This window comes from Streptomyces candidus (genome assembly GCF_014207445.1).
Classification (GTDB): Bacteria; Actinomycetota; Actinomycetes; order Streptomycetales; family Streptomycetaceae; genus Streptomyces; species Streptomyces candidus.
Window position 1 is genome coordinate 1 of the sequence record NZ_JACHEM010000005.1, and the last position, 24,196, is coordinate 24,196.

Consider the following 24,196-nt stretch of genomic DNA (forward strand, 5'->3'; position numbering starts at 1 on the left):
GGAACGCGGCCGTCTCGGCGGCCGTCAGCAGGCCCACCTGGAAGGCGGGGGCCCGGAGTTCGAGGACGGCGACGAGCGGCAGCGCGACGAGGGTGACCTGTGCGCCTACCTGCCCGGCGGTCGCCCCCGCGAGCAGCAGGCGAAAATCGCGCAGGCGAAGGAGGCCGCCGGGAGCGGCTCGTGTCGAGGTGGGCATGCACGTGACCTTCACCAAGGGAAGATCAAGAGTCAAAGCGGACTTGAGAGTTCCGGACTTTTTTCCTTCCCCGGCGTCCAACAAACGTAAATATTCCGGCAGATGCGGGCGACCAGTAGATGAACTGCTGCCACTTGCGGACTTGTGTGGGAGGTGTGCGGGGTGCTGTTCACAGGTGTGTACGGCCTGCGGCGGAAAGATCCGGGTCGGCGGCGCAGGTATGTCCGAAAGTAGTCACCTGGTGACAGATTCAGGTCACAGGGGCAACCTGAACTGGTCGATATCCGTCCGGAGTTGAATGAACTATTCCGCTTTTCGTTGGCGTGCGCGGTCGGCCCGTCAGCTCGCCGCCCCGACGGCCCGTCAGCTCGCCGCCCCGACGGTCCGTCAACCCGTCTGCCCCGACGGCCCGTCAGCCCGCGAGGCCAGGCAGGACATCTACCCCGGGAAGCTGGGCGAAGACCTTTCCCGGCACGACCAGCTTGCCGACCCGTCGGCCGCTGCCGATCAGGACCCGCTCCAGGTCCAGCAGGGACGCGTCGACGAGCAGCGGCCAGTCCGCGGGCAGGCCGATCGGGGTGATGCCCCCGTACTCCATGCCGGTACGGCCGACGGCCGTGTCCATCGGGGCGAAGGAGACCTTGCGGGCACCCAGGTGGCGTCGTACCGCCCCGTTGACGTCGGCGCGGGCCGCGGAGGGGATCAGGCAGGCGGCCAGGGTGGTCTCGCCGCCGCGCTTGGCGGCGACGATCACGCAGGTCGCCGACGCGGCGAGGAGACCGGCTCCGTAGCGCTCGACGAAGGCGGCGGTGTCGGCGACCGCCGGATCGGTCTCGACGTAGCGCACCTCGGACGCCGGAACCGGCCCGCGCCAGTCGCGGAGGGCGGCTGCGACGGGGGCGACGAGTTCGTCCAGACGGCCGGGGGCGGGCGCGAGTTCCTCGAAAACATCGAAAGGTGTCTGCATAGGGGCCATGGTGCCCAAACGGGAACGCGGAGACGGTTCGCGTCCGCCATGCGGGCCGCGGGGACAACTGCCGTTGTGCTGCCGGCCTTTGACTGGAGGGGCGCGGGGTCCCGTGAACAGGGGAGCCCGGAGCGCCCCGTCGGCTGACGCGTCGCCCACCTCTCGTGGCCCGTCGCCGTCCGTGGTGCCCGAGGGAGGGCCCGCTGCCGGCCCCCGGCTGCCCCCGGGGCCGCAGAGGCACTGTTCCGCCCCGGCCGGATCATGAGAGGTTTCCTCCGCAGGGCCGCACCGCCGCGCACGCCCTGTGCCCGCCCCGGCCGCCGCGCTTTCCCGCCCCCCACAGGAGACAGACATGCCCGCTCTCTTCCCCGCCCTCGACACAGCCGGCGCCGCGCCCGCCCTGCGGTTCGGCGAGCGCGCGCTGGACTACGCCGGGCTCCGGGCGGCGGCCTCGGCCACCGCGGTCCACCTCAGCGGCGCACGACGGGTTGCCCTGTGGGCCACTCCGACCCTGGAGACCGCCGTGGGCGCTCTGGCCGCGCTCCTCGCCGGAGTTCCCCTCGTACCCCTCAATCCCGGCAGCGGAGCCCGTGAACTCGACCACCTGGTGACCGACAGCGCACCCGAACTCGTGCTCGCGGCACCGGGCATCGAGCTGCCGGGGCCGCTCGCCGCCCTCCCCGTCGTCCATCCCGACCTGGCGCCCGGGGGACCGCTGCCCGACCTGCCGCCGGAGCCGGGCGACGAGGCTCCCGCCCTGATCGTCTACACCTCGGGCACCACCGGCCCGCCGAAGGGCGCGGTGCTGCCCCGGCGGGCGGTCCGCGCGACTCTCGACGCGCTCGCCGACGCGTGGCAGTGGAGCGCGGACGACGTTCTGGTGCACGGGCTGCCGCTGTTCCACGTGCACGGTCTCGTCCTGGGCGTCCTCGGCCCGCTGCGCAGCGGCGGCAGCCTCCGCCACCTCGGCAGGTTCTCCCCTGAGGGGGCCCGGGACGCACTGGCCGACGGCGCGACCATGCTCTTCGGGGTGCCGACGATGTACCACCGGCTCGCCGAGGCCCTGCCCGCCGACCCGGCGCTGCGGGACGCCCTCGGCGGCGCCCGGCTCCTCGTCTCCGGCTCGGCCGCGCTGTCCCGACGCGACCACGAGGCCCTCACCGCGGCCACCGGACAGCAGGTCGTCGAGCGGTACGGGATGACCGAGACGCTCATGATCACCAGTGTCCGTCCGGGCGGCGCACCCCGGCCGGGCAGCGTGGGCACCCCGCTGAACGGCGTCGAACTGCGCCTCGTGGACGACGACGGCCGGACCGTCGAGGCCCGCGACGGCGAGACGCTCGGCGAGATCCAGGTGAAGGGCCCGAACCTTTTCCTGCACTACCTCGGCCGGCCCGACGCCACCGAAGCCGCCTTCGACGGGGACTGGTTCCGTACGGGCGACATCGCGACGACCGACCCGGACGGCGCCGTGCGGATCGTCGGCCGCCGCTCCACCGACCTCATCAAGAGCGGCGGCTACAGGATCGGGGCCGGCGAGATCGAGAACGTGCTGCTGGAGCACCCGGCCGTCGCCGACGCGGCCGTCACCGGGGAACCGGACCCGGACCTCGGGGAGCGGGTCGTCGCCTGGATCGTCCCCAGGGATCCGGCGGCCCCGCCCGGCGAGCGGGAGCTCGCCGACCACGTCGCCGCCCAGCTGACCCCGTACAAGCGGCCCCGGACGGTGCGGCTGCGGGAATCGCTGCCCCGCAACGACATGGGGAAGATCATGAAGAAGGCCCTGAAGGACGCCTGAGACGGGACGGCCGGGGCCCACGACGGCATCGTCGGGACCGTGCACCCGGAGGGGAGGCCCGGACGGGTTTCCCTCCGGGGCCGGCCCTCCTGAGCCCCGGCCCCCGACATGTCCCCCGGGCCGCTGCGTGTTTTGATCGTTCGAGGCGGCAGGCCCCCGGGCCCGCCGGTTTCGCGAAAGGACGGCAGCACGTGCAGGGACAGGACGACGCGCACCGGCAGGACGACACACGGGGACAGGACGACGCCGTACGGGGCCTGACCGCCCGGCCCCTGAGCCGGGACGCCGTATCGGCCTGGCTCGAACTCCACGAGGCCGTGGAGCGGATCGACCGGGCCGGAGAGCACGTCGACGCGGCGGAGCTCGTCGAAGTCCTGGAGGACCCCAAGCTCGACCTGGCGCGGGACAGTACCGGCTGGTGGGACGGGGAGCGGCTGGTGGCGTACGCCGTGCTGCACACCCCGCACGGCGCGAGCGACGCCGCCCGCTTCGGCGGGGACGCGGCGGTCCACCCCGACCTGCGACGGTGCGGACTGGGAACCGGGCTCGTCACCTGGCTGGCGGACCGTGCCGCGGCCAGGCACGCCGAGAACGCCGAACTCGCCGACCTCAAGGGCGAGTTGCTGCTCGACGGGCTGGCCGGGGACGAGGGGCTGCGGCGCCTCGCCGAGAAGTGCGGCTTCGCGCCGTCGCGCTGGTGGTTCACCATGAAGCACCCCCTGGACTCCGGGCGTCCCGACCCCCGGCCGGCCCCCGAGGGCACCCGATCGGTCCCGTACGGCCCGGAGTACGACGAGGCCACCCGGCTCGCCCACAACGACGCCTTCCGCGACCACTGGAACTTCACCGAACTCGACCGGGCCGACTGGCACACCAGGGTCACCGGCGCCGGCGCGTTCCGGCCCGCGATGTCCAGGCTGCTGGTGTCGGGCGACGAGGTCGTGGCGTACCTCCTCGCGGAGGAGAACGACGCGAAGACGGCCGCGACGGGCCGCCGCGACTGCCACGTGGGCTACCTCGGTACGCGCCGGGCCTGGCGCGGCAGGGGAGGGGCGCCGGCCCTGCTGGCGGAGCTGCTGGGGGCCGCACGCGACGCCGGATACGACACGGCGTCGCTGACCGTGGACACGGCCAACCCGAGCGGCGCGCTGGGCTTCTACCAGCAGAGCGGCTTCACGGTGGACCGCGAGTCCGTGACATACGCGCGCGCCCTGGAGACCGCCGCGCCCGAGGACGGGGCGCGGTAGCGCGTACGGCGCCGGACGGGGCGGCCGTCCCGTGCACCCTGCGGGGCGCGCGGCCGACCTGCGGGGCGCACGGCCGACCTGCGGGGCGCACGGCCGACGACCGTTCGCCCGTTCGGCGAAGGGGGTCCGCTCGCGCCTTCCCGCGCCCGCCTCCGCGCCTTCCGTGCCTGCCTTCCGTGCCTCCCCGTGCCCGCCTTCCACGCCGCCGTCGAAGGTCCCGGAGAGTGCGGCCGCCCGGCCCTCCCACGAGCTGTGTCCCGGTCACCTGGTGGTTCTACGCCCGCAAGGGAGCCGAAGCGCCCAGCTGACCCCCGCCGACCGCCCGGAGGATGCCGGACGGCATGATGGACCCGGACGCCGACACGTATCGGTGCCGGGTCCGTTCGACTCCCCTTTCCCGGAGGATCGACATGTCACTTCCCCCCGGCCAACGCGCCGTTGCAGGGTTCCCACGCTTCGGCACGCATCTGCACCGCCCGCCGCCGCCCGTCCCCGCCGACCCGGTGATCGTGATCGGCGGCGCGCTGACCGAGTCCCTCGAGCTGCCGGTGGACGACCTCGCGAAGCTGCCCCGGCAGGAACTCCGCGCCGACTTCCACTGCGTCGCCGGCTGGTCGGCAACGGGCCTGCTGTGGGAGGGAGTTGCCTTCGCGACCTTCTACCGCACACAGGTCGAACCGCTGCTCGCCCCCGGAACGTCGGTCAGCCACGTCGTGTTCGAGGGTCTCGACGGCTACCGGTCCGTCGTGCTCATCGAGGACGCCCTGGCCCATGACGTCCTGCTGGCCGACCGGCTCGACGGGCAGCCGCTGAACAGCGACCACGGCGCGCCCGTGCGGCTGGTCAGCCCCGGCCAGTACGGCTTCGTCAGCACGAAGCACCTGTGCCGCGTCGACTTCCACACCACCCGGCCCCCGGACCCCGACCGCTTCTCGCCCCTCGCCGCCCACTTCAGGGCGCGGGTCTGGCAGGAGGAACGCCACCGCCGTCTTCCCGGCCGGGTGGTGCGGCCGGTCTACCGGGCGCTGATCGCGCCCATCCGCGCACTCAGCGCCCGGGGCGGCAGCCGCCGCACGCGCTGACCCACCGCCGCTGAACAGCACGGTGCCGGCAACAGCCGCGCCGGCACGTCGGCCTCCCCGGCCCGTGTGCCGTCCCAGGCGTTGGCGTCGAGCCCGGGGTCGGCGGGGCATCGGCGTCGGCGAGCGACGGGCCAGGGGGTGCCGGTGTGCGCGCCCGCCGGACCGGATGCGACCATCACGGGCGTGCGGGGGGCACGAGGGGTACGGCGTACGAAGGGCGAGAGGTGGGGAGGATGGCCGACGGCTGGCCGGACGTACCCGGCGATACGGCGCTCACCCTCCGGGTCCCGGAGGCCGATCCGCTGGTCCGGGCCGGATTCCCCGCCCATGTGACGGTGCTCTATCCCTTCGTGCACGAGAGCCGGATGGACGCCGCGTTCCGCCGTGAACTCGCCGGCCTCCTCGGCGGCCACGACGCGTTCACCCTCACCCTCGCCCGGTTCGACCGCTACCCCGGCGTGCTCTACCTCGACCCGCGACCGCACGCCCCGGTACGGGCCCTCACCGAGGACCTCACCCGGCGCTGGCCCGAGGCCGTCCCGTACCGCGGCATCTTCGGCCCCGGACTCGCCCCCCATCTGACCATCGCCAACAACGAGGGCCCCGCCACCCAGGACGCCGCGTACGACGCACTGGAGCGCGAGCTCGCCCCGCTGCTGCCGCTGACCTGCCGCATCGGCACGGTCCAGCTCATCGCCTGGGACGGCGAACGCTGGCAGGACCGGGCCGGGTACGCCCTGCGTCCGGCCCCGCCCGGCCCGCCCCGGGGCCGGCGGCGGCATGTTCCCGCGGGAAGCATTTGAGTGGTGGGCGGTCGCCGCCCGGCGCGCCTGGCACGCGAAGTGCGGTCCGCTCACGACCGTGACGATGTGATCATCATGCCGATCCGGCGCGGGGCGTCCTTCGCCGCACGGGCACGAGGGCTCGCACGGCTGCTCCTGCCGTGCCTGATCGCCTCGGTCGCCGCTGCGGGAAGCACTCCGCTCGCTGTCGCCGACGGGGCGGGGAGCGGCGGGCTGACGCTCCGGGTCACGGTGAACACCAGGCCGGGCCTGGGCGCGCAGAACCCGGGCATCCGGGTGCGCGGGCCCGTCGTCAAGTCCTACCGGCTGATCAACAGGGGCGGCGCCGACCTGCACGGGCTGCGGGTGTCGGACCCCGGAATGCCCGGAGCACGGATCCGCTGCCCCGGCGGCGGCGACCGCGTACCGCTGCTCCCCGGCCTGCGCACGGTGACGTGCACGGCACAGGCCCCCGCACAGCTGGGAAGCTGGACCGCAGAGGTGGTGGCCACCGGACGGATCCCGTACCTGCGCGCCACCGTGCGGGCCACCGCAAGGTCCGGCTACGCCGGGGTCGGCGGAAAGCTGAGCCTGACGCAGACCGCCCGGGTCACCGGCCCGTCGCAGGCCGAAGTCCGGTACGTACTGACCAATACGGGCAACCGCACGGTGTACGCCGTCACGGTCACGGACGCCGCCCTCGCCTCCCCCCGTACCGCCTCCACCCGAGCCTCCTTCACCCGAGCCTCCTTCGCCCGTGCCGCCGCTCCCCGCATCGTGTGCGCGGGCGGTGGCGGGCCGGTCGTCGGGCGGCTGACCCCGGGAACGTCCGCGACCTGCACCACCACCGTCCGGCGCCCGCCCGGCCTCCACGTCGCCGAAGGGCGCGCCCGGGGCACCGACCGCATCCGCACCCTCGGGCGGCGGGGAGAGTCCGTGGCGCCGCCTCCGCTGACCGCCCGCTCCTCGGCCCGCTTCGTCATCCCCAGGACGCCGCCGCCCGCGTCGTCACGGCCCTCCGCACCGCAGCGACCCGCGCCGAGCGACCCTTCGGCGTCCGGGGCGGGGGCCCCGGGCGGCTCCGGGGCGCCAGGGGCGCCGGTCCGACCCGGCATCCCGCCCGAGGTGCTGCCCGGAGCGGGGGCGGGGGCCCCGGGCGGGGCGGAGCCCCCCACCGGCGTGCCGGGCCTCGCGATGCCGCCGGGAGGGGCGGCGGTTCCACCGGGCGGGGCGGTCCCGCCGGGCCTGGCTGTGCCGCCCGGTATTGCCTTCCCGCCGGGAGGTGCGGTTCCGCCAGGTCTGGCACTGCCTCCTGGTCCTGCTGTGCCTCCAGGACTCGCCGTGCCGTTCGGTTTCGCGGTTCCGCCGGGCCCGGGGGTGCCGCCGGGCCTGATCGTGCCGTTCGGCCTGGCCGTCCCGCCGGGTTTCGCCGTTCCGCCGGGCCTGACCGTGCCGTTCGGGCTCGCTTTTCCGCCCGGCTTCGCCGTACCGCCGGGGCTGGCTCTTCCGCCCGGTCTCGCCGTACCGGAAGACCCCGCCGAACGGCCGGAGGGCGCCGTACCGCAGAACCCCGCCGACCAGCCGGAACAACCCTCCGCACAGCCGGACCGGTCCGCCGAACAGCGCGAGCGGTCCGCCGCGCAGCGGCCCCAGGACGGGCGCGCCGCCGTGAGCCGCTTCCTGCGGGGCGAACGCAGCCCGACAGGCATCGGGGTGGCCGTCGCGCTGTTCCTCATCCTGATCCCCGCCGCCGTGGCAGCCGCGGTCCTGGGGTCCCGCAGACATTGACGCACCTCTGCCGAGAGGCAGTCGACGACAGGAAGCCGGAGCGTAACGATGACCGAAACCCTCGCGATCGTCCTCGGCGTCGCGCTGCTCGGCGCAGCCGCCGTCCTGGTCAAGCACCACTTCTGGCCGATGGGACCCGACGAGGAACCACGCGAGGACGTCGCCGAGTACATCTCCATGATGGTCGGCGTGCTGTACGCCCTGGTGCTGGGCCTGGCACTGGTCAGCGTGTGGGACGCGAACTCCAGCGCCGAGGAGCACGTGCAGGCGGAGGCGGGCGCCGCCCACCAGGTGCACCTGCTGGCGGACGGGCTGCCCGCCGTGCAGCGGGAGCGGATGAAGTCCGGGGTGGAGGCCTATGTCCGGCACGTCACGGACGTCGAGTGGCCCGCGATGGAACGGGGCGAGCTGCCCGACGGGCACGGCTGGCAGCTGCTGAGCGGCCTGCGGTCCGCCGGACAGGTCCCCGAGGGCGCGACCCGGGCCCAGCAGGCCACCGCCCAGGAGATGCTCGTCCAGCTCGTCCTGCTGGACGACGCCCGGCGCGGTCGCGAGGCCGACGCGGACGACGGACTGCCGCCCGTCCTGTGGTTCGGGCTGATCGTCGGCGGCGTGCTCACCGTCGCGTTCATGTTCATGTTCGGGGTGCAGCGCAGCGTCAGTCACGTCGTCATGGTCATGGGCCTCTCAGGGCTCATCGCCTTCATGGTGCTGCTCATCCACCAGCTCGACGCACCGTTCAGCGGGCTGCTGTCCGTCGGCGCCGCACCCTTCACGCGCCACTTCTGAGACCGCGCCCTTCACGCGCCGCTGCCGAGGACGCAGCCGCTACGCGCCACTTCTGAGACCGTCCCGCGCGGGGTCGTGGGCGCGGCTCTGCGCGGAGTCCTGTGCGGGGAGGCGGGGTCCGTGGTCCGGGCTGCCGGGCTGCGGGCCGACTGCGCACCACCTGCCGTCCGCCTGTCGTACCACCAGGCCGTTGCGGGCCAGCCCGTCCAAGTGCTTGGCGACGGTACGCGCCGTGTAGCCGACCGCCTCGCCCAGGTCCTCCGGCGTGGCCCCGTGCGCGCCGCTGCCGTACAGACAGCTCAGGGTGCGTTGCGCGTTGCGGCTCAGCCCTTCGAGGGCGGCCGTTCCGGGCACGGTGTCCGCCGAGGCGACCCCGCCCGCTGCTGCGGCCTCGTCCCCCGGAGTGTCTTCGGCCTGCGGAGCGGCCCGGACCTTCGTGGTGACCTCGGCTGTCGGAGCGGCCTGGGCCTCCTGTGCGATCCCGGCCGCCGCGGCGCCTTCGGCACCTGGCTGTGTGCCCGCCGCCCGGTCCTTGCGCCGGGCCGCCGGGGTCACCGGCCGGGGCGTCAGATTCACCCGGCGGTGCTTGCGGCCCTTCCTGGCTGTCTTGCCCGTGCTCGTCCGGCCGGTCCTGTGCTTCCTGCTCGTACGGCTCAACACGATCTCCTTCGGTGTACGAACGGTCACCCGGTCCAACGCGCCAGTCCGAGAAGGGGAGCGAGGTTGACGCAGTTTTCCGGAGAGGTCACTGAGGCGGCTCAACACGGACACGGGCGGACGGGCACGCACGTACGAGCGTCCACCCGCCTGCCCGGACGGGACCTGCGGCCGGACGGCCGCCCTCGGCGCCGGGTCGGCCAGGAACCGCCGCTGGTCGTCCAGGAGTCCGTCGGCGAAGAGCGCGCGGGGGGCCAGGAGTGCCGTGAGGGCGAGTCGGGGCCCGGAGTCCTCCACGGACTTCCGCACCATGGAGTGGGCGGCGTCCGGGTAATGGCGGACCGTCAGGGCGCCGCCCGGGTCCAGTGCGGCGCGGTAGCCGCGTTCCGTGTCGGCGGTGTCCACGTTGAGGTCCTGGCCCGCGAGCGCCAGCAGCACGGGCACTCCGCGCAGGGCGCCCAGGTCGCGGGTGGCGTCCGCGGTGTAATTCCTGGAGACGAAACCCCAACGGGCGGCTGTCATACCGTCCGTGTCGCCGTCCACCGCCCCCCACGTACTCCTCGAAGGTCGCCCGGCGCTCCAGCAGTCGGCGGACGGTGTCGCTCCGGGCGACCGCGGCCCGGATGCGGGACTCGGACGCCCCCTCCGCGCGCAGCGTCGCGAGCAGGTGATGACGGCCCTGCCGGAGCCAGTTCACCGCGGGTGACACCGCGACGACGAAGCCCACCCGTGTTCTCGCGGCGGCCTTCGGCAGGACCCAGCCCGCCTGACTGGCACCCCACAGGCCGATCCGGTCGCCGTCCACGTCGGGGCGGGCGCGCGCCCAGGCGACCGCGGCGGCCACCTCGTCGGCCCGGTCGTCCATCGACTGGGCGAGCCAGTTGCCGGGCGCGCCCGCGACGCCGGGCTTGTCCCACGACAGGGTGGCGTATCCGGCGCGGGCGTTCGCCTCCCACAGGGGTTTGTAGCCGTCGTCGTGGGTGGCGTTCACGGGGCCGTCGCCGTGCACGAACACGACCAGGCCGTGCCGGGCGCGGCCGTCCTCGGGGGTGGTCAGTACGCCGTGCAGGGTGTGGCTGCCGTGCCGGATCGTGACCCGCTGCTCCGTCATGGCGTACGAGTGCTGCCACAGGACCACCCCGGCGAGTCCGGCGGTCACGACCAGTGCCGTGACGAGCGTGACGACGACGGACCGCCGACCGCGTCGAGGGGAACGGGACTTCGGGCACATGGGATCGGGCCGCCTCTGTTCGGGTCTGTCTGCTTCCGAGCTGCCGACGAGAACTATCGTTTCCGGCACGACCGTTTGGCAAGTGATAGTTTTGGGGCGTGAGGACGACGGGACCGACAAGAACGGGGAACGCCATGGCACCGGACACGACGCACGCCGACGCCCGCGCCGGAGGCACCGGGCCGGTGACGGTGCGGCGCGGCCTCCCGGCGGGCACCGAGCGGCGGGCGGCAGAGCTCTACTGGGAGGCCTTCGGCCGCAAACTCGGCCCCGCCCTGAACCCGCCGGACAAGGCGGTCCCCCTTCTCGCCGCCCATCTGCACACCGACCGTGCGGTGTGCGCCCTCCTCGACGGCCGACTCGTCGGCTTGGCCGGCCACCAGCTCGACGGCCGGGCCCTCACCGGCGGCACGGCCGCCGACGTCCTGCGGGCGTACGGGCGCCTGCGCGGCCTGCCCCGGCTCCTCCTCCTCGCCCTGTTTGAACGCCGCCCCGCCCCCGGGCAACTCGTCATGGACGGCATCGCCGTGGACCCGGCGGTACGCGGCCGCGGCGTCGGAAGCCTGCTCCTCGCCGAGACGGCCGCAGTGGCGGCCGAGCACGGCTGCCGGGAGGTCCGGCTGGACGTCATCGACACCAACCCCCGCGCCAGGGCCCTGTACGAGCGGTGCGGCTTCACGCCCGTACGGACGGTGCGCACGCCGTACCTGCGCGGACTGCTGGGGTTCGGCGCGGTCACCACCATGCGCCGCCCCGTCCCGGCCGCCGCCCCGAACCGGGAGAACGGCTCGTGACGGACCACACCACCGCAGACCACGTCGAGATCCCGACCCGGATGCTCGTCCACGCACTCGTCCGGGAGGACGGCACCGTCGCCGCGGACGAGCTGTACGACGTCGCGGGCGCTCTGGGCATGAGCGACCAGCAGGTACGGCTGTGCGTCAAGCGCCTCGTGGCCGAAGACCGGTTCACCCACGAGGGCCGCGGACGCGGAGCCACCCTGCGCGCGACCGGAACCACCCTCCGCGCCCTCGCGCCGAACGCGGACTTCCTCGGGTACGCCTTCCGCCAGGACGCCGGCCTCGCTCCCTGGGACGGCGTCTGGCACCTGGCCGCCTTCGCGGTGCCCGAGGCCGAACGCACCGTCCGGAACGCCCTGCGAGAAAGGCTGCTGCACCTCGGCGGCGCGCCCCTGCAGGGCGGGCTGTACGTCAGCGCCGGCGCCTGGGAGCCGTACGTGGAGGAAGCCGCCCACCGGCTCGGCGCCCACGGCGCGCTCACCCTCTGCACCACCACCGATCTGCGCAGGGGCGACACCCGGGAGCCCGCCGCGCTCGCCCGGGAGCTGTGGCCGCTGCCGGAGATCGCCGACCGCTACCACCGACTCGCCCGGGTCGCCCGGCCCCGCCTCGACCTGCTCACCGGACCCGACCCCCTGACCACCACCCAACGCCTCACCCTGGCGGTCGAGTTGGCGGCCGAACTCAGCCGTGCTCTGGAACCCGATCCCCTGCTGCCGCCCGAACTCCTGCCCCGGCCCTGGCCCGGCACCGAGGCCCGCGAACTCGTCGCGCGGAGCTGGGCGGCCCTTCAGGCTCGGGACGGGGGCGGCGGGACCGGCGGTACGCGCCCGGCCCTCTTCCGTGGCTACGCCGGAGTCGCCCGGGAGGCGGCGGCCCGCGCCGCCCGCGGCACGACGGACGCCCGCGGCGCCTCGGACGGCACCACCGGCTGGACCCGGTGATCGCCACGCCGGGGGCGCTGCGTCTGGTGGCGGATGTCCGGCGGCCCGGACCACCCTCCCGCCCACGCGGCGGTCGGCGTCCCGTTCGGGTGAGCCGTGTCTCAACCGGACTGCCACGCTTGTTTATGCAACAAGTTGCATAGCAAAATCGCGCTGTGGCACCTCGACCCAGCGACCCGCCCGCCGCGAAAGGCAGACCCCTCATGGCCGACTCCCTCCTCTTCAACCCCCACACGTACGACCCCCAGGGCTTTGACCCCGAGACCCGCCGTCTGCTGAGGGCCACCGTCGACTGGTTCGAGGCGCGCGGCAAGCGCCGGCTCATCGAGGACTACCGCTCCCGCGCCTGGCTGGCGGACTTCCTCGCCTTCTCCGCGAAGGAGGGGCTGTTCGCGACCTTCCTCACCCCGGCGTCCGACGCCGACGGCAACGCCGACAAGCGCTGGGACACCGCCCGCAACGCCGCGCTCAACGAGATCTTCGGCTTCTACGGACTCGACTACTGGTACGCCTGGCAGGTCACCATCCTGGGCCTCGGCCCCGTCTGGCAGAGCGACAACGCCGCCGCCCGTACCCGCGCGGCAGAACTCCTCGACCAGGGCGAGGTGTTCGCCTTCGGCCTCTCCGAGAAGTCGCACGGCGCGGACATCTACTCCACCGACATGCTGCTGACCCCCGACGGGGGCGGCGGGTTCCGCGCCACGGGTTCGAAGTACTACATCGGCAACGGCAACGCGGCGGGCCTGGTCTCCGTCTTCGGCCGGCGCACGGACGTCGAAGGCCCCGACGGCTACGTCTTCTTCGCCGCGGACAGCCGCCACGACGCGTACCACCTGGTGAAGAACGTCGTCGACTCCTCCAAGTACGTGAGCGAGTTCCGCCTGGAGGACTACCCGGTCACCGCCGCCGACGTCCTGCACACCGGCCGGGCCGCCTTCGACGCCGCCCTCAACACCGTCAACGTGGGCAAGTTCAACCTCTGCACCGCCTCCATCGGCATCTGCGAGCACGCGATGTACGAGGCCGTCACGCACGCCCACAACCGCATCCTCTACGGCCGCCCCGTCACCGCGTTCCCGCACGTGCGCCGCGAACTGACGGACGCGTACGTACGCCTCGTGGGCATGAAGCTCTTCAGCGACCGCGCCGTCGACTACTTCCGCACCGCGGGCCCCGACGACCGCCGCTACCTCCTCTTCAACCCGATGACGAAGATGAAGGTGACCACCGAGGGCGAGAAGGTCGTCGACCTGATGTGGGACGTCATCGCCGCGAAGGGCTTCGAGAAGGACAACTACTTCGCCCAGGCGGCCGTCGAGATCCGCAGCCTGCCCAAGCTGGAGGGCACGGTCCACGTCAACCTCGCCCTGATCCTGAAGTTCATGAGGAACCACCTCCTGGACCCGGCCCCCTACGAGAGCGTCCCGACCCGTCGCGACGCGGCCGACGACGACTTCCTCTTCCGCCAGGGTCCCGCCCGCGGCCTCGGCGCGATCCGCTTCCACGACTGGCGGCCCGCTTTCGACGCGTACGCGGCCCTGCCGAACGTGGCCCTCCTGCGCGAACAGGCCGAAGCGCTCTGCGAGTTCGTGAAGACCGCGGCCCCGGACGAGGAGCAGAGCCGCGACCTCGACCTGCTGCTCTCCGTCGGCCAGCTGTTCGCACTCGTCGTGCATGGTCAACTGGTCCTGGAGCAGGCCAAGTTGACCGGACTCGACGAGGACGTCCTGGACGAGCTGTGTGCCGTACTCGTACGGGACTTCTCCGCGCACGCGGTGGAACTGCACGGCAAGGACTCCGCCACCACGCAGCAGCAGGACTGGGCGCTGTCCGCGATCCGCCGCCCGGCCGTGGACGCCGACCGCTCCGCCAAGGTCTGGACCCGGGTCGAATCCCTCGCCGGAACCTACGAAATGTCCCAGTAGCCCCCACCGCCCCCCGGGGGGGGCGGAACGGGCGGGCAAGGGGGCGGCCCCCACCGGACGCCGCCCCCTTGCCCCCCGCCCCGCCCCGCCCCGTACGCCCCCGCGCCGTCTCCGTCCCCCCACCGCCTCCACCACCCCCCCCCGCGTGCCCCTCACGCAACCCGTGGCCCAAACCTCCTCCGGTACGCAGACGGCGAAACCCCCCTCTCACGCCGCATCGCCAACCGCAGATTGGCCGCCGTCCCCAACCCGCTGCGCCTCGCCACCACATCCATGCGCGACTCGCCACGCTCGATCAACCGGCAGGCGAGCGCCATCCGTTCACCCCTGAGCCACGCCAGCGGCGTGGTGCCCAACTGCGCCCGGAACCGCCGGTGCAGCGTCGCCGGACTCACGGCCGCCCGTGCCGCCAGATCGGCCACCGTGAGCGGGGCGTCCAGCCGTTCCTGCGCCCAGGCGAGGACGGGCCCCAGCGACTCGTCCGGCAGGTCGGGCAGGGGACGCTCCACGAACTGCCGCTGCCCGCCGTCCCGGTGCGCGGCGAACACCAGCCGCCGGCTCACGGAGTTCGCGACCTCCGCCCCGTGATCGCGGCGCACCAGGTGCAGGCCGAGGTCGAGCGCGGCGGAGCTCCCCGCGGCGGTCAGGATGTCCCCGTCGTCCACGAACAGCACGTCCGGCTCCAGACGTACCGCCGGGAAGCGGGACCGGAAGGCGTCCGCCCACTGCCAGTGCGCGGTCGCCCGCCGCCCGTCGAGCACCCCCGCCTCGGCCAGCGTGAACGCCCCGCTGCACAACCCCACCAGACGTGCCCCGCGCGCGTGCGCCCGCCGGACGGCATCGAGAACGGCGGGACGGCGCGGCACCTCGACGTCGGGACGGTTGGGGACGATCAGCGTGTCGGCGCTGTCGGCCGCCTCCAGGCCCGCGACCCCGGTGAGGGTGAAGAATCCGTCGCGCATCGAGGTCAGCGGCGCGGGGGAGCACAGCCGGAAGTCGTACAGCTCCCGCCCGAGCTCCGGCCTGCGCAGTCCGAACACCTCGGTGGTGCAACCGAGTTCGAACGGGTTGGAGTTCTCGTCCACGATCACGACGACCCGGTGCAGCCGGTCGGCCGTCGGCCCGCGCTGCGAGGATTCTTTCGGCATGTGCCATTGCTAGCACTCACCTCCGCCCGCCGAAACGGTTCATCGTGGAGTCATGAGCAACCGACCCATCGCCCTGGCCGACGCCCTCGCCTCCTTCGACGCCCTGTGGAGCCCGCGCATCGTCACCCGCGTCAACGACTACGACGTACGCATCGCCAAGGTAGAGGGCGAGCACCTGTGGCACGCCCACGACGACACCGACGAGTTCTTCCTCGTCCTGGACGGAGAACTGCGCATCGCCCTGCGGGAGGCGTCCGGTGAGCGTACGGTCCTGCTCCGCAGGGGCGAGGTGTTCACCGTCCCCCGGGGCACGGAGCACAAACCGTCCGCCCCGGGCGGCGCCGCCATCCTGATGTTCGAGCCGACCGGCACCCCGACCGTGGGCGACCGGCACGACGAGGTCCCCGACCACGTCGACGCGACCAAGGGGCACGTGCTGGGGGCGGAGGTCTGAGAAGATCCCTTCCGTGACGGAACCTGTGTCGAAGCGCTTCGACAACCTGTCCTGGACAGGGGTCGCCGACTCAGACTATCGTGCGTGCAATTCGCCAATATGGACGTGGAATGCGTTGTCGAAGCGCTTCATCAGATGGAGATCCGATGGTCACCCTTGCCGACGTAGCCCAGCATGCCGGAGTCTCCGCCAGCACGGTGAGCTACGTCCTCAGCGGCAAGCGGACCATTTCCGAGGTGACGAAGCAACGGGTGGAGCGCAGCATCCAGGAGCTCGGCTACCACCCCAACGCCGGGGCCAGGGCACTGGCGAGCAGCCGGTCCAACATCATCGCGCTGATGATGCCCTTGCGTACGGACATGTACGTGCCCGTGATGATGGAGATCGCCATCGCCGTCGCCACGCACGCCCGTGAGCACGGCTTCGACGTCCTGATGCTCACGGGCGAGGAGGGGCCCGCCGCCGTGCGCCGGGTGGTAGGCAGCGGTCTTGCCGACGCCATCATCCTGATGGACGTGGAGCTGGACGACGCCCGTCTTCCCCTGCTGCGCGAGAGCGGCAGGCCCGCCGTGCTCATCGGCCTCCCCGCGCAGACCACCGGCTTCACCTGCGTCGACCTCGACTTCGCCGAAGCCGGGGCCCTGTGCGCCGAGCACCTGGCGCAGCTTGGGCACCGTCAGATCGCCGTCATCGGAGAAGCGCCGGCCGTGTACGAGCGGAAGACCGGCTTCGCGGAACGCACCATCGACGGGCTGCGCACCCGCGCGCTCCAGCACGGGCTGCGCGTACTGCACCGCCCGTGCGAGGGCACCTACGCCGCGCTGGCCGGCGCCCTCGGGCAGATCTTCACCGAGCGCCCCGACGTCACGGGCTTCGTCGTCCAGAACGAACAGGCACTGGAACCGCTGCTGAGCCTGCTGCGCCAGGACAGACGGGCGGTGCCCGAGGACATCTCGGTGGTCGCGGTCTGCCCGGAGCAGGTGGCACTCCAGGGTTCGGTCCGGCTGACCTCCGTCACCATCCCGGCGCGTGAGATGGCGCGGCACGCGGTCGACCGGCTGGTCTCCAAGATCGACGGACAGGCCGACGAGGAAGTGTTCCTGCTCGCACCCGAACTCGTCGTCCGGGCGAGCAGCGGACCGGCTCCCGCCGGGAGGTGACGGGCGCGGCAGCGTCCCCGCACCCGACAGTGCGGCCGCCCCCCGGCTCCTGACCAGGGCGGAACGCGGTGCCGCCGAACCGTTGCACGACGGGCCGCGGTGCGTACGACGTGAGCGTGCACCCGCCTGGCATTCGCGGGAGCCGACCACCTGGCACCTCCCTGCATTCTTGCGAAGAGAGCGGCGAAGCGCTTCGATGCTCCTCGTCCACTCGTAGGGGTGTCAAGAGGTCGTCGCCGTCGCGTCCACAAGCGGGGCGTGAGGTGCTTCCGGAGTTCAGGGCCGGACTTTTCGGGCTCCCGAAGGAATCTTGGGGATGGCTCTTGTGTGTCACTGGGTGTTCACCTAATCTCGCAGCCATATCGAAGCGCTTCGATTGCTTCCGCGACGCGCAGCCACCCGGGCCCGTCGCCGGAAAGAACCGCGTCCCTCCCTCACGGGCGTGGTGCACCCCCGCGTTCTCCCCCCACCCGTGGAAGGAACACCATGGCAAGAAGCGCGCTACGCAAGCTCGGCAGGGCCGTGCTGGCACCGGCGATGGCCTTCGGTGCCGTCGTCGGCCTGGCCGCCGCACCCGCTTCGGCGGCGGTCTGGAACACCTGCGACCAATGGGGCAACACCAGCCTGGGCGGCTACAAGCTCTACAACAACATCTGGGGTTCCGGCGCCGGCAGCCAGTGCTTCTGGGCCAACTCCGCCACCAACTGGGGGGTGTGGGCCGACCACCCCAACACCGGCGGCATCAAGTCCTACCCGAACTCGACGAAGACGATCAACAAGACGATCGACTCCATCTCCCGCCTCACCAGCAGCTACCACGTCAGCGTCCCGTCGTCCGGCGCGTACAACACGTCGTACGACATCTGGGACACCGACCACGAGTACGAGATCATGCTCTGGGTCAACGACCACGGAGCCGTCGGCCCGCTCGGCACCTGGCAAGGCAACGTCACGCTCGGCGGCCACAGTTGGAACGTCTACAAGGGCAGCAACGGGCACAACCAGGTGTTCTCGTTCCTGCGGACGTCCGACTCCCACTCCGGCACCGTGGACATCAAGCCGATCCTGCACTGGATCGCGCACACCAAGGGCTGGATGCCCGGCAACGAGACCATCGGCGACGTCCAGTTCGGCTACGAGATCACTTCGTCGGCCGGCGGGCGTGACTTCACCACCAACAGCCTTACCATCGACGGCGGCTGACGGACCGGCACTTCGGCCGCGCCCGGGCCGAGGCGGGTCCGCGTCCCTCCCCGGGCGCGAACCCGCCTCGGCCCTTCGCGCACGGCGCGGTCGCGGTCGGCCCTCCGTGCCCGGAACCGTCGGTCAGCGCCGGGCGAACCGGACCCCCGTGGGCTGCACGACGCCCGGCCGCACCCGAATCCCGGGGACGGTCAGCCGCTCGCCGTGAATGTCGGTGAGCCGGATCGTGCCGCCGCACCCGTTGCCGTCCCCCGGCGACGAAGGCCGCGACCATGAGGTCGGGGCTCGGGCCGAACAGGCAGGCGCCGTTCCCGTCCCCCGCCTCGTAGGCGGTGGCGACTCCATGGCGGACGGGGGGCTGCGCACGTTGTGCCGACGGGGGCGGCGCGGTATCGCGCCGGGAACGCGGGTCGCGGTGGGTGACGGTCGGGCCGAAACAGTGGTCGCGGCGTACGCCGGGGCGGCGGAGCCGGTCGGCACGGTCGCCGATGCCGGGGTCCCTGCCGTGCCCGCGGCGGTGACGGAGGCCTTCACCCGGGGAGAGGCCAAGAGGATTGCCGATCAGTCCGCACGGGAATCGGCCGCCGAGGTGCGGGCAGCGGGAGAACGGGCGTGAGCCCCGCGCGGCAGGTCCGGCGGGGCTCACGGGGATGGCGGCAGCGCTTTCGCGTACCCCGGCAGCGTGCCCATGACTCGGGGGATCCGGGCGGGCCGCCCGCCCCCCTTCACCTACTGCTGCGGAGCCAGCCCGCGCCGGTGCAGCCACTCCAGTTGGAGCGCGGTGTTGTGGCCGAAGCCGCCTCCGTGGTCGGCGAAGGGCCAGGCGGTCATGGTCCGGTCCGTGCCCGCGTAGTGGTTGAAGGCGGCGTAGACCGTCAGGGGCGGGCACGTCGGGTCCATGAGACCGACGCTGAACAGCGCCGGGACCGCCGCGCGGCCGGCGAAGTGGACGCCGTCGAAGTAGTCGAGGGTCTCGAAGGCCGTCCCGACGCGGTGCGGGCTGTGCCAGCGCAGGTACTTCACGAGCTCCTGGTACGGACCGTCCTCGCTGATCCGTGCCGCCTGCCGGAAGTGGCACAGGAACGGCACGTCGACCAGCGCGGCGGCTACCTGGCCGGCGGCGAGAGCGGCGACCGCGAGGGCCAGGCCGCCGCCCTGACTGCCTCCCGCCACCACGACCCGCCCGCTGTCCAGTCCGGGCAGCTCGGCGACCGCGTCCACGGCGCGCACGCAGTCCGTCATCAGGCGCCGGTAGTAGTGGTGGGCGGGGGCTTCGATGCCGCGGGTCATGAACCCCTCGACCCACTGGGTGCCGTCGCCCTCACCGCGGTCCGGGGTGTCGTGGCCCTGGCCGCGGCTGTCGACGACGAGTTGGGCGTAACCGGCGGCGGACCACAGCAGGTGGTCGGTGGGCAGCCCGCGCCCGCCGCAGTAGCCCGCGTAGGTGACGACGACCGGCAGCGGCCCTTCCGCGCCGCGCGGACGCAGCAGCCAGGCGGCCACGGGCTCGCCGCGCCAGCCGGGGAGGCGTACGTCGTCCACCTCGACGGTGCTCAGCAGATACCTCCCGGTGACCCGCTCGGTCCGCACCTCTGCGTCGTGCGTGCGGGCTTCGGCGAGGGTCTTCTGCCAGAAGGCGTCGAAGTCCTCCGGTACGGACAACTCCGGCCGGTAGGTGCGGAGATCGTCGGGAACCTGATCGTGCGCAGACATGGTGGCCCTTCGGGGAGGAGGGGACGGGGAGGGCGGACCGCGACGGACGAACGCCGGTGCTCCGGCCGCCCGGGTCATGGGCGGCCGGAGCACCGGCCGGTGGGTCAGGACTCCCTGACGGCCGTACCGGTGACAGAGCCCGCGGACTTGACGACCTTGTACTGCACCTTGGCGCCACTGTGGAAGTGGAAGGTCAGATGCGCCGTCCCGCCCTCCCGCAGCGCGTCGAGGAACGCGCGGGTCAGGACGATCGTGCCCTTCGGGTAGTCGGGCGAGAAGGCCACGTTGAACTCCTGGAACGGCGTCCAACCGGTCGGTCCGGCGTTGGTCCCGTCGCCGTACGTGGCCTCCATCGTCGCCAGCTGATCACCCTGGTACCGGGTGGGAACGGCGAACGCCGTCGCGCTGCCCGTGGCGTCCGACAGCACCGGTGTGTCATAGGTGACCACGTCGATCCTCCAGGGCAGTCCGCGGGAGAAACGCGCCTCCAGCGTTGCGTTGATCCCGTGGTCCCGGTCGCCGGCCAGCCGCGTCAGCGTCCGTGCCGTGAGGGTGATCCGGTTGCCGAAAACGCTGTAGTCCCTGCCCTCCGCGAGCTTGGTGCCGGCGTGCCACAACCCCCGGAAAGTGGTGCCGTTCAGGTGCAGGGTGAGCGACTGGGCCGTGACCGGCTTCGACTTCGCGACGTAGACCTTGTCGAAGGAGGCCGTCCCGGAACGGGTGGTCCAGCTCGACCTGATCCAGGCGAACAGGGCGGGGTCGCGCCACTTCAGGGTGGCCCGGTCCAGGTACGCGAAGGGGTCCCACAGTGCGGTGGTGACGCCGGCCCGGCGCGCCGCGTGCCCGACGTGCTCGAAGTACTTCAGTGCCTCGCCCCGCTCGACGCGGTCCGGGTGGAAGTGGTCGGGCCAGCTCAGCAGGCCGTACTCGCCGAGGTAGACGGGGATGCCCTTGCTGGTGAAGGTGTCGCGCATCCGGGCGAAGGCGTCGGTCAGGTCGTTCCGGGCGGCGGCGTCGTAGCGGGTGCCGCCCGCGACGTTCACACTGAACGGGTACCAGCTGTAGTAGTGCACGGTCGCGATCAGGTGCCGGTCGCGCAGCGCCGTGATCGTGGTGTGCAGGTCGTCCATGAGTTCCTGCGAGGGAGTGCCGCCCTGGGTGGTCAGGACGAGCAGGCGGTCCTTGTTCCGGCCGCCCGAAGCGCGCACGATCCCGTGGAACGAGGTGTTCAGCTCGTGCATCAGCTCCGTCTTCCGCGCGGGCGTCGCGTCCCCGAAGACCGGCTCGTTGATGCTCTCGAAGAGCAGGGCGCGCGGCTCGTCGCGGAACGCCGCGGCTATCCGGGTCCACAGCGCCTGGTAGCGGGCGAGTACGCGGTCGTGGTCCTGGGAGATCTTCTCGACCCACTGCCACGAGTCGTGATGGACGTTGAGCACCACGTAGAGGTCCTCGGCGAGCGCCCAGTCGACGACCTCCTTGACGCGGCTCAGGTAGGCGGCTTCGACGGCGTACGGCGCGGCGTCGGACTGGTGCGCACTCCAGGTCACCGGGATGCGGACGCTGCGGAAGCCCTGGGACCGCACGGTCCTGAACAGTTCCCTGGTGGCCCTGGGGTTGCCCCAGGACGTCTCGTCCGGAATCGCGTCCAGACTGTTGCCCAGGTTCCAGCTGGGCTGCATCGCCGCGACGGCGTCCATGGCACGGGCCGGGACCTGGACGGCGGCGGGTGCCTGCCGTGCCGTGCCGCCGGGCGCGGCGAGCGCGGTGCCGGACAGCCCCAGGACGACGAGCAGTGCCGTCAGCAGGCCGGTCAGGCGTCCGGGGCCGCGGCTGCGGTGGTGAGCGGGTCTTTGCGGGTGCTTCACGGGTCGTGCCTTCCGGTCGGGGTGCGGAGGGACCGGCTCGGTTCAGCCGGTGAGGGGTTCGTGGTCGAACCGGTCGGCGCGGACGGTGCCGGTCCACGGCGCAGGGGCCTGCGGCGAGGCGGTGTCAGCCGCTCACCACTCCCTGACCTCTGGCACCGCGCCCCCGTCGGCCGCCGTCACCGTCACCGGCCCGCTGTCCGCCTCCCGGGTCACCCGGTACGTGGCCGCCGTGCGGCCCTCGCGGTCGGGAACGGTGACGGTGGTGTCCTGGGCCCCGGCGGCGACCAGCAGGGTGAGGCCGTCGGCCCAGTCGCCGTCGGGACGCTCGTCGTCGGCGCCGAGGGGGAGCACCGCGCCCGGCCGGACGTACAGCGGCAGGCTGTCGAAGCCGTGCTTCTCCCGGCGCCACCCCGGACCCCGTACCCGCTCACCGGTCAGCAGGTGCGTCCAGGTCCCTTCGGGGAGGTAGAACTCGACGTCGCCGTCCTCGGTGAACACCGGGGCCACCAGCAGGTCGGGGCCGAGCATGTACTGACGGTCGAGCGCGCGGGTCGTCGGGTCGTCGGGGAACTCCAGGAGCATGGGCCGCATCAGCGGCACGCCGTCCCGGTGGGCCTCGGCGGCGGCACCGTAGAGGTACGGCATCAGGCGGTGCTTGAGCCGGGTGAACTGCCGTGTCACGTCGACCGCTTCGTCCCCGAACTCCCACGGCACCCGGTAGGAACCGGAACCGTGCAGGCGGCTGTGGGAGGACAGCAGGCCGAAGGCGAGCCAGCGCTTGAAGACGGCCGGATCGGGCGTGCCCTCGAAGCCGCCGATGTCGTGCGACCAGAAACCGAACCCGGACAGCGACAGGGAGAGCCCGCCGCGCAGGGACTCCGCCATCGCGCCGAACGACGCCCAGCAGTCGCCGCCCCAGTGCACCGGGAACTGCTGCCCCCCGGCCGTGGCCGAACGCGCGAACAGCACCGCCTCCCCGATGCCCCGCTCCTTCTGCAGCAGTTCGAAGACGACCTGGTTGTACAGGTGCGTGTAGTAGTTGTGCATGCGCTCCGGGTCGGAGCCGTCGTGCCAGCGGACGTCGGTGGGGACGCGCTCGCCGAAGTCCGTCTTGAAGCAGTCGACGCCCTGGTCGAGGAGGACCTTCAGCTTCCCCTGGAACCAGGCGCAGGCGTCCGGGTTCGTGAAGTCGACCAGGCCCATCCCGGCCTGCCACAGGTCCCACTGCCAGATGTCGCCGTCCGGCCGCCGCACCAGGTACCCGTGCCGTGCCGCCTCCTCGAACAGGGCGGACTTCTGCGCGATGTACGGGTTGATCCACACGGAGATCCTCAGCCCGCGTTCCCGGAGCCGGGCCAGCATCCCCTCCGGGTCGGGGAAGACGTCCGGGTCCCAGGTGAAGTCCGACCACTGGTACTCGCGCATCCAGAAGCAGTCGAAGTGGAAGACGGACAGTGGGATGTCGCGCTCCGCCATGCCGTCGACGAAGGACGCGACGGTCCCCTCGTCGTACTGCGTGGTGAACGACGTGGTCAGCCACAGGCCGAAGGACCAGGCGGGCGGCAGCGCGGGGCGGCCGGTGAGCGCGGTGTAGCGGCGCAGGACGTCCTTGGGCGTGGGGCCCGCGACGACGTAGTACGTGAGCGTCTGGTCCCGCACGCTGAACTGCATCCGGCCGACGGACTCGGAGCCGATCTCGTAGCCGACCCTGCCCGGGTGGTCGACGAACACCCCGTACGCGCCGGCGGGGGAGAGGTGCAGGCTGAACGGGACGTTCTTGTAGGCCTGTTCGCTGCTGGTGCCGCCGTCGGCCTGCCACATGTCGACGGTCTGGCCGTTCTTCACGAACGGGGTGAAACGTTCGCCGAGGCCGTAGACCTGCTCCCCGACACCGAGGGCCAGCTGGGCGGACATGTGGTGCGCGCCGTCGGCGGTGGTGACGAAGGCGGTTCCCCTGCGGCCGGCCTGTGTCACTTCGCGTCCCTCCGCGTCGTGGAAGGACAGCGTCCACGGGGCAGCGGTGTCCAGGCGGACGGACAGGGCGCCGCTCGTCAGCTCGACCACGGCCCCGTCGCGGCGCACCTGCCCCGCGGAGGCGGGCGCGCCGGACAGCGCGAAGTCGGGGCCCGGTTGGCGCTTGCCTGCGAAGTGCGTCAGACGGACGCCGATGACGCCTTCGGCGGGGGAGAAGCAATCGGCGGTCAGCAAAGGGGAGTTGAGGGTGTCACCGCGGTGTTCGACGCGCTTGACCGCGGCGTACGCGGTGAACCGGTCGGCGCTCGCGCGGATGTCTCGGACCTCGGTGGCGTACGAGGCCTTGACCCCGTCGCGCATCAGCCAGAAGCCGTCGGTGAACTTCATGATCTTCCCAGGGGAGCAGGAGTGGTCCGGGTCGGCAGGGCGGGTGACGGTAAGGGGGAAGGCATCGGCCTCCTCGGGCCCGGCCG

The 24,196-nt window shown here is 72.6% G+C and carries 19 protein-coding genes and 1 pseudogene; 13 read left to right on the forward strand and 7 right to left on the reverse strand.

Annotated elements, in window-relative coordinates; genetic code table 11:
* A pseudogene (locus tag HNQ79_RS11080) lies at positions 1–196 on the reverse strand (MFS transporter); the annotation flags it as partial.
* 412 nt (positions 197–608) lie between these two features.
* Positions 609–1,163 carry a YbaK/EbsC family protein gene (locus HNQ79_RS11085; protein ID WP_185029611.1) on the reverse strand — a complete coding sequence of 185 codons (555 nt, stop codon included), beginning with the start codon at positions 1,161–1,163 and terminating at the stop codon, positions 609–611.
* Positions 1,164–1,515: 352 nt separating this feature from the next.
* Between HNQ79_RS11085 and HNQ79_RS11090 the strand changes: the two genes are divergently transcribed.
* The 6 genes from HNQ79_RS11090 (at position 1,516) to HNQ79_RS11115 (ending at position 8,649) form a co-directional block, all read left to right on the forward strand.
* Positions 1,516–2,961 (forward strand): acyl-CoA synthetase, encoded by a 1,446-nt coding sequence (locus tag HNQ79_RS11090; RefSeq protein ID WP_185029613.1) that lies wholly within the window; start codon positions 1,516–1,518, stop codon positions 2,959–2,961.
* 191 nt (positions 2,962–3,152) lie between these two features.
* Positions 3,153–4,208 carry a GNAT family N-acetyltransferase gene (locus tag HNQ79_RS11095; RefSeq protein ID WP_185029615.1) on the forward strand — a complete coding sequence of 352 codons (1,056 nt, stop codon included), beginning with the start codon at positions 3,153–3,155 and terminating at the stop codon, positions 4,206–4,208.
* Positions 4,209–4,618: 410 nt separating this feature from the next.
* Positions 4,619–5,290, forward strand: coding sequence for a molybdopterin-dependent oxidoreductase (locus tag HNQ79_RS11100; protein ID WP_185029616.1), 672 nt, complete (start codon positions 4,619–4,621; stop codon positions 5,288–5,290).
* Positions 5,291–5,523: 233 nt separating this feature from the next.
* Entirely contained in the window at positions 5,524–6,093 is a 570-nt protein-coding gene (locus tag HNQ79_RS11105) for a 2'-5' RNA ligase family protein (protein WP_185029617.1), read from the forward strand.
* A 66-nt stretch (positions 6,094–6,159) separates the two neighbouring features.
* Complete coding sequence (locus HNQ79_RS11110; protein ID WP_185029618.1) at positions 6,160–7,860, forward strand: hypothetical protein; 1,701 nt, start codon at positions 6,160–6,162, stop codon at positions 7,858–7,860.
* Between the two features lie 48 nt (positions 7,861–7,908).
* On the forward strand, positions 7,909–8,649 hold the full coding sequence (locus HNQ79_RS11115) for a bestrophin-like domain (protein WP_185029619.1): 741 nt from the start codon (positions 7,909–7,911) through the stop codon (positions 8,647–8,649).
* Positions 8,650–8,688: 39 nt separating this feature from the next.
* Here HNQ79_RS11115 and HNQ79_RS33670 read toward each other — a convergent pair whose 3' ends face one another.
* The gene (locus HNQ79_RS33670) at positions 8,689–9,828 is read right to left on the reverse strand and encodes a helix-turn-helix domain-containing protein (protein WP_229923375.1); all 1,140 of its coding nucleotides are present in this window, start codon (positions 9,826–9,828) and stop codon (positions 8,689–8,691) included.
* An 843-nt stretch (positions 9,829–10,671) separates the two neighbouring features.
* On the opposite strand from HNQ79_RS33670, the gene HNQ79_RS11125 reads away from it, so the two are divergent.
* The 3 genes from HNQ79_RS11125 (at position 10,672) to HNQ79_RS11135 (ending at position 14,206) form a co-directional block, all read left to right on the forward strand.
* Entirely contained in the window at positions 10,672–11,331 is a 660-nt protein-coding gene (locus HNQ79_RS11125; RefSeq protein ID WP_185029621.1) for a GNAT family N-acetyltransferase, read from the forward strand.
* Positions 11,332–11,372: 41 nt separating this feature from the next.
* Positions 11,373–12,281, forward strand: coding sequence for a PaaX family transcriptional regulator C-terminal domain-containing protein (locus HNQ79_RS11130; protein ID WP_185030191.1), 909 nt, complete (start codon positions 11,373–11,375; stop codon positions 12,279–12,281).
* Between the two features lie 203 nt (positions 12,282–12,484).
* Positions 12,485–14,206 carry an acyl-CoA dehydrogenase family protein gene (locus tag HNQ79_RS11135; protein WP_185029622.1) on the forward strand — a complete coding sequence of 574 codons (1,722 nt, stop codon included), beginning with the start codon at positions 12,485–12,487 and terminating at the stop codon, positions 14,204–14,206.
* Positions 14,207–14,358: 152 nt separating this feature from the next.
* Here HNQ79_RS11135 and HNQ79_RS11140 read toward each other — a convergent pair whose 3' ends face one another.
* The gene (locus HNQ79_RS11140) at positions 14,359–15,354 is read right to left on the reverse strand and encodes a GlxA family transcriptional regulator (RefSeq protein ID WP_185029624.1); all 996 of its coding nucleotides are present in this window, start codon (positions 15,352–15,354) and stop codon (positions 14,359–14,361) included.
* A 52-nt stretch (positions 15,355–15,406) separates the two neighbouring features.
* On the opposite strand from HNQ79_RS11140, the gene HNQ79_RS11145 reads away from it, so the two are divergent.
* From HNQ79_RS11145 to HNQ79_RS11160, 4 genes are all read left to right on the forward strand, one after another.
* Positions 15,407–15,808: a cupin domain-containing protein gene (locus tag HNQ79_RS11145; RefSeq protein ID WP_185029626.1), complete on the forward strand. Its 402-nt coding sequence runs from the start codon at positions 15,407–15,409 to the stop codon at positions 15,806–15,808.
* A gap of 146 nt (positions 15,809–15,954) precedes the next feature.
* Complete coding sequence (locus HNQ79_RS11150) at positions 15,955–16,968, forward strand: LacI family DNA-binding transcriptional regulator (protein ID WP_185029627.1); 1,014 nt, start codon at positions 15,955–15,957, stop codon at positions 16,966–16,968.
* A gap of 486 nt (positions 16,969–17,454) precedes the next feature.
* Complete coding sequence (locus HNQ79_RS11155; RefSeq protein ID WP_185029629.1) at positions 17,455–18,171, forward strand: glycoside hydrolase family 12 protein; 717 nt, start codon at positions 17,455–17,457, stop codon at positions 18,169–18,171.
* A 415-nt stretch (positions 18,172–18,586) separates the two neighbouring features.
* Positions 18,587–18,787 (forward strand): hypothetical protein, encoded by a 201-nt coding sequence (locus HNQ79_RS11160; RefSeq protein WP_185029630.1) that lies wholly within the window; start codon positions 18,587–18,589, stop codon positions 18,785–18,787.
* A gap of 113 nt (positions 18,788–18,900) precedes the next feature.
* Here HNQ79_RS11160 and HNQ79_RS11165 read toward each other — a convergent pair whose 3' ends face one another.
* From HNQ79_RS11165 to yicI, 3 genes are all read right to left on the reverse strand, one after another.
* Positions 18,901–19,884 (reverse strand): acetylxylan esterase, encoded by a 984-nt coding sequence (locus HNQ79_RS11165; protein ID WP_185029631.1) that lies wholly within the window; start codon positions 19,882–19,884, stop codon positions 18,901–18,903.
* A 104-nt stretch (positions 19,885–19,988) separates the two neighbouring features.
* The gene (locus tag HNQ79_RS11170; protein ID WP_185029633.1) at positions 19,989–21,749 is read right to left on the reverse strand and encodes a cellulase family glycosylhydrolase; all 1,761 of its coding nucleotides are present in this window, start codon (positions 21,747–21,749) and stop codon (positions 19,989–19,991) included.
* A gap of 132 nt (positions 21,750–21,881) precedes the next feature.
* Complete coding sequence (gene yicI, locus HNQ79_RS11175; protein WP_185029634.1) at positions 21,882–24,110, reverse strand: alpha-xylosidase; 2,229 nt, start codon at positions 24,108–24,110, stop codon at positions 21,882–21,884.
* Positions 24,111–24,196: the final 86 nt, after the last annotated feature.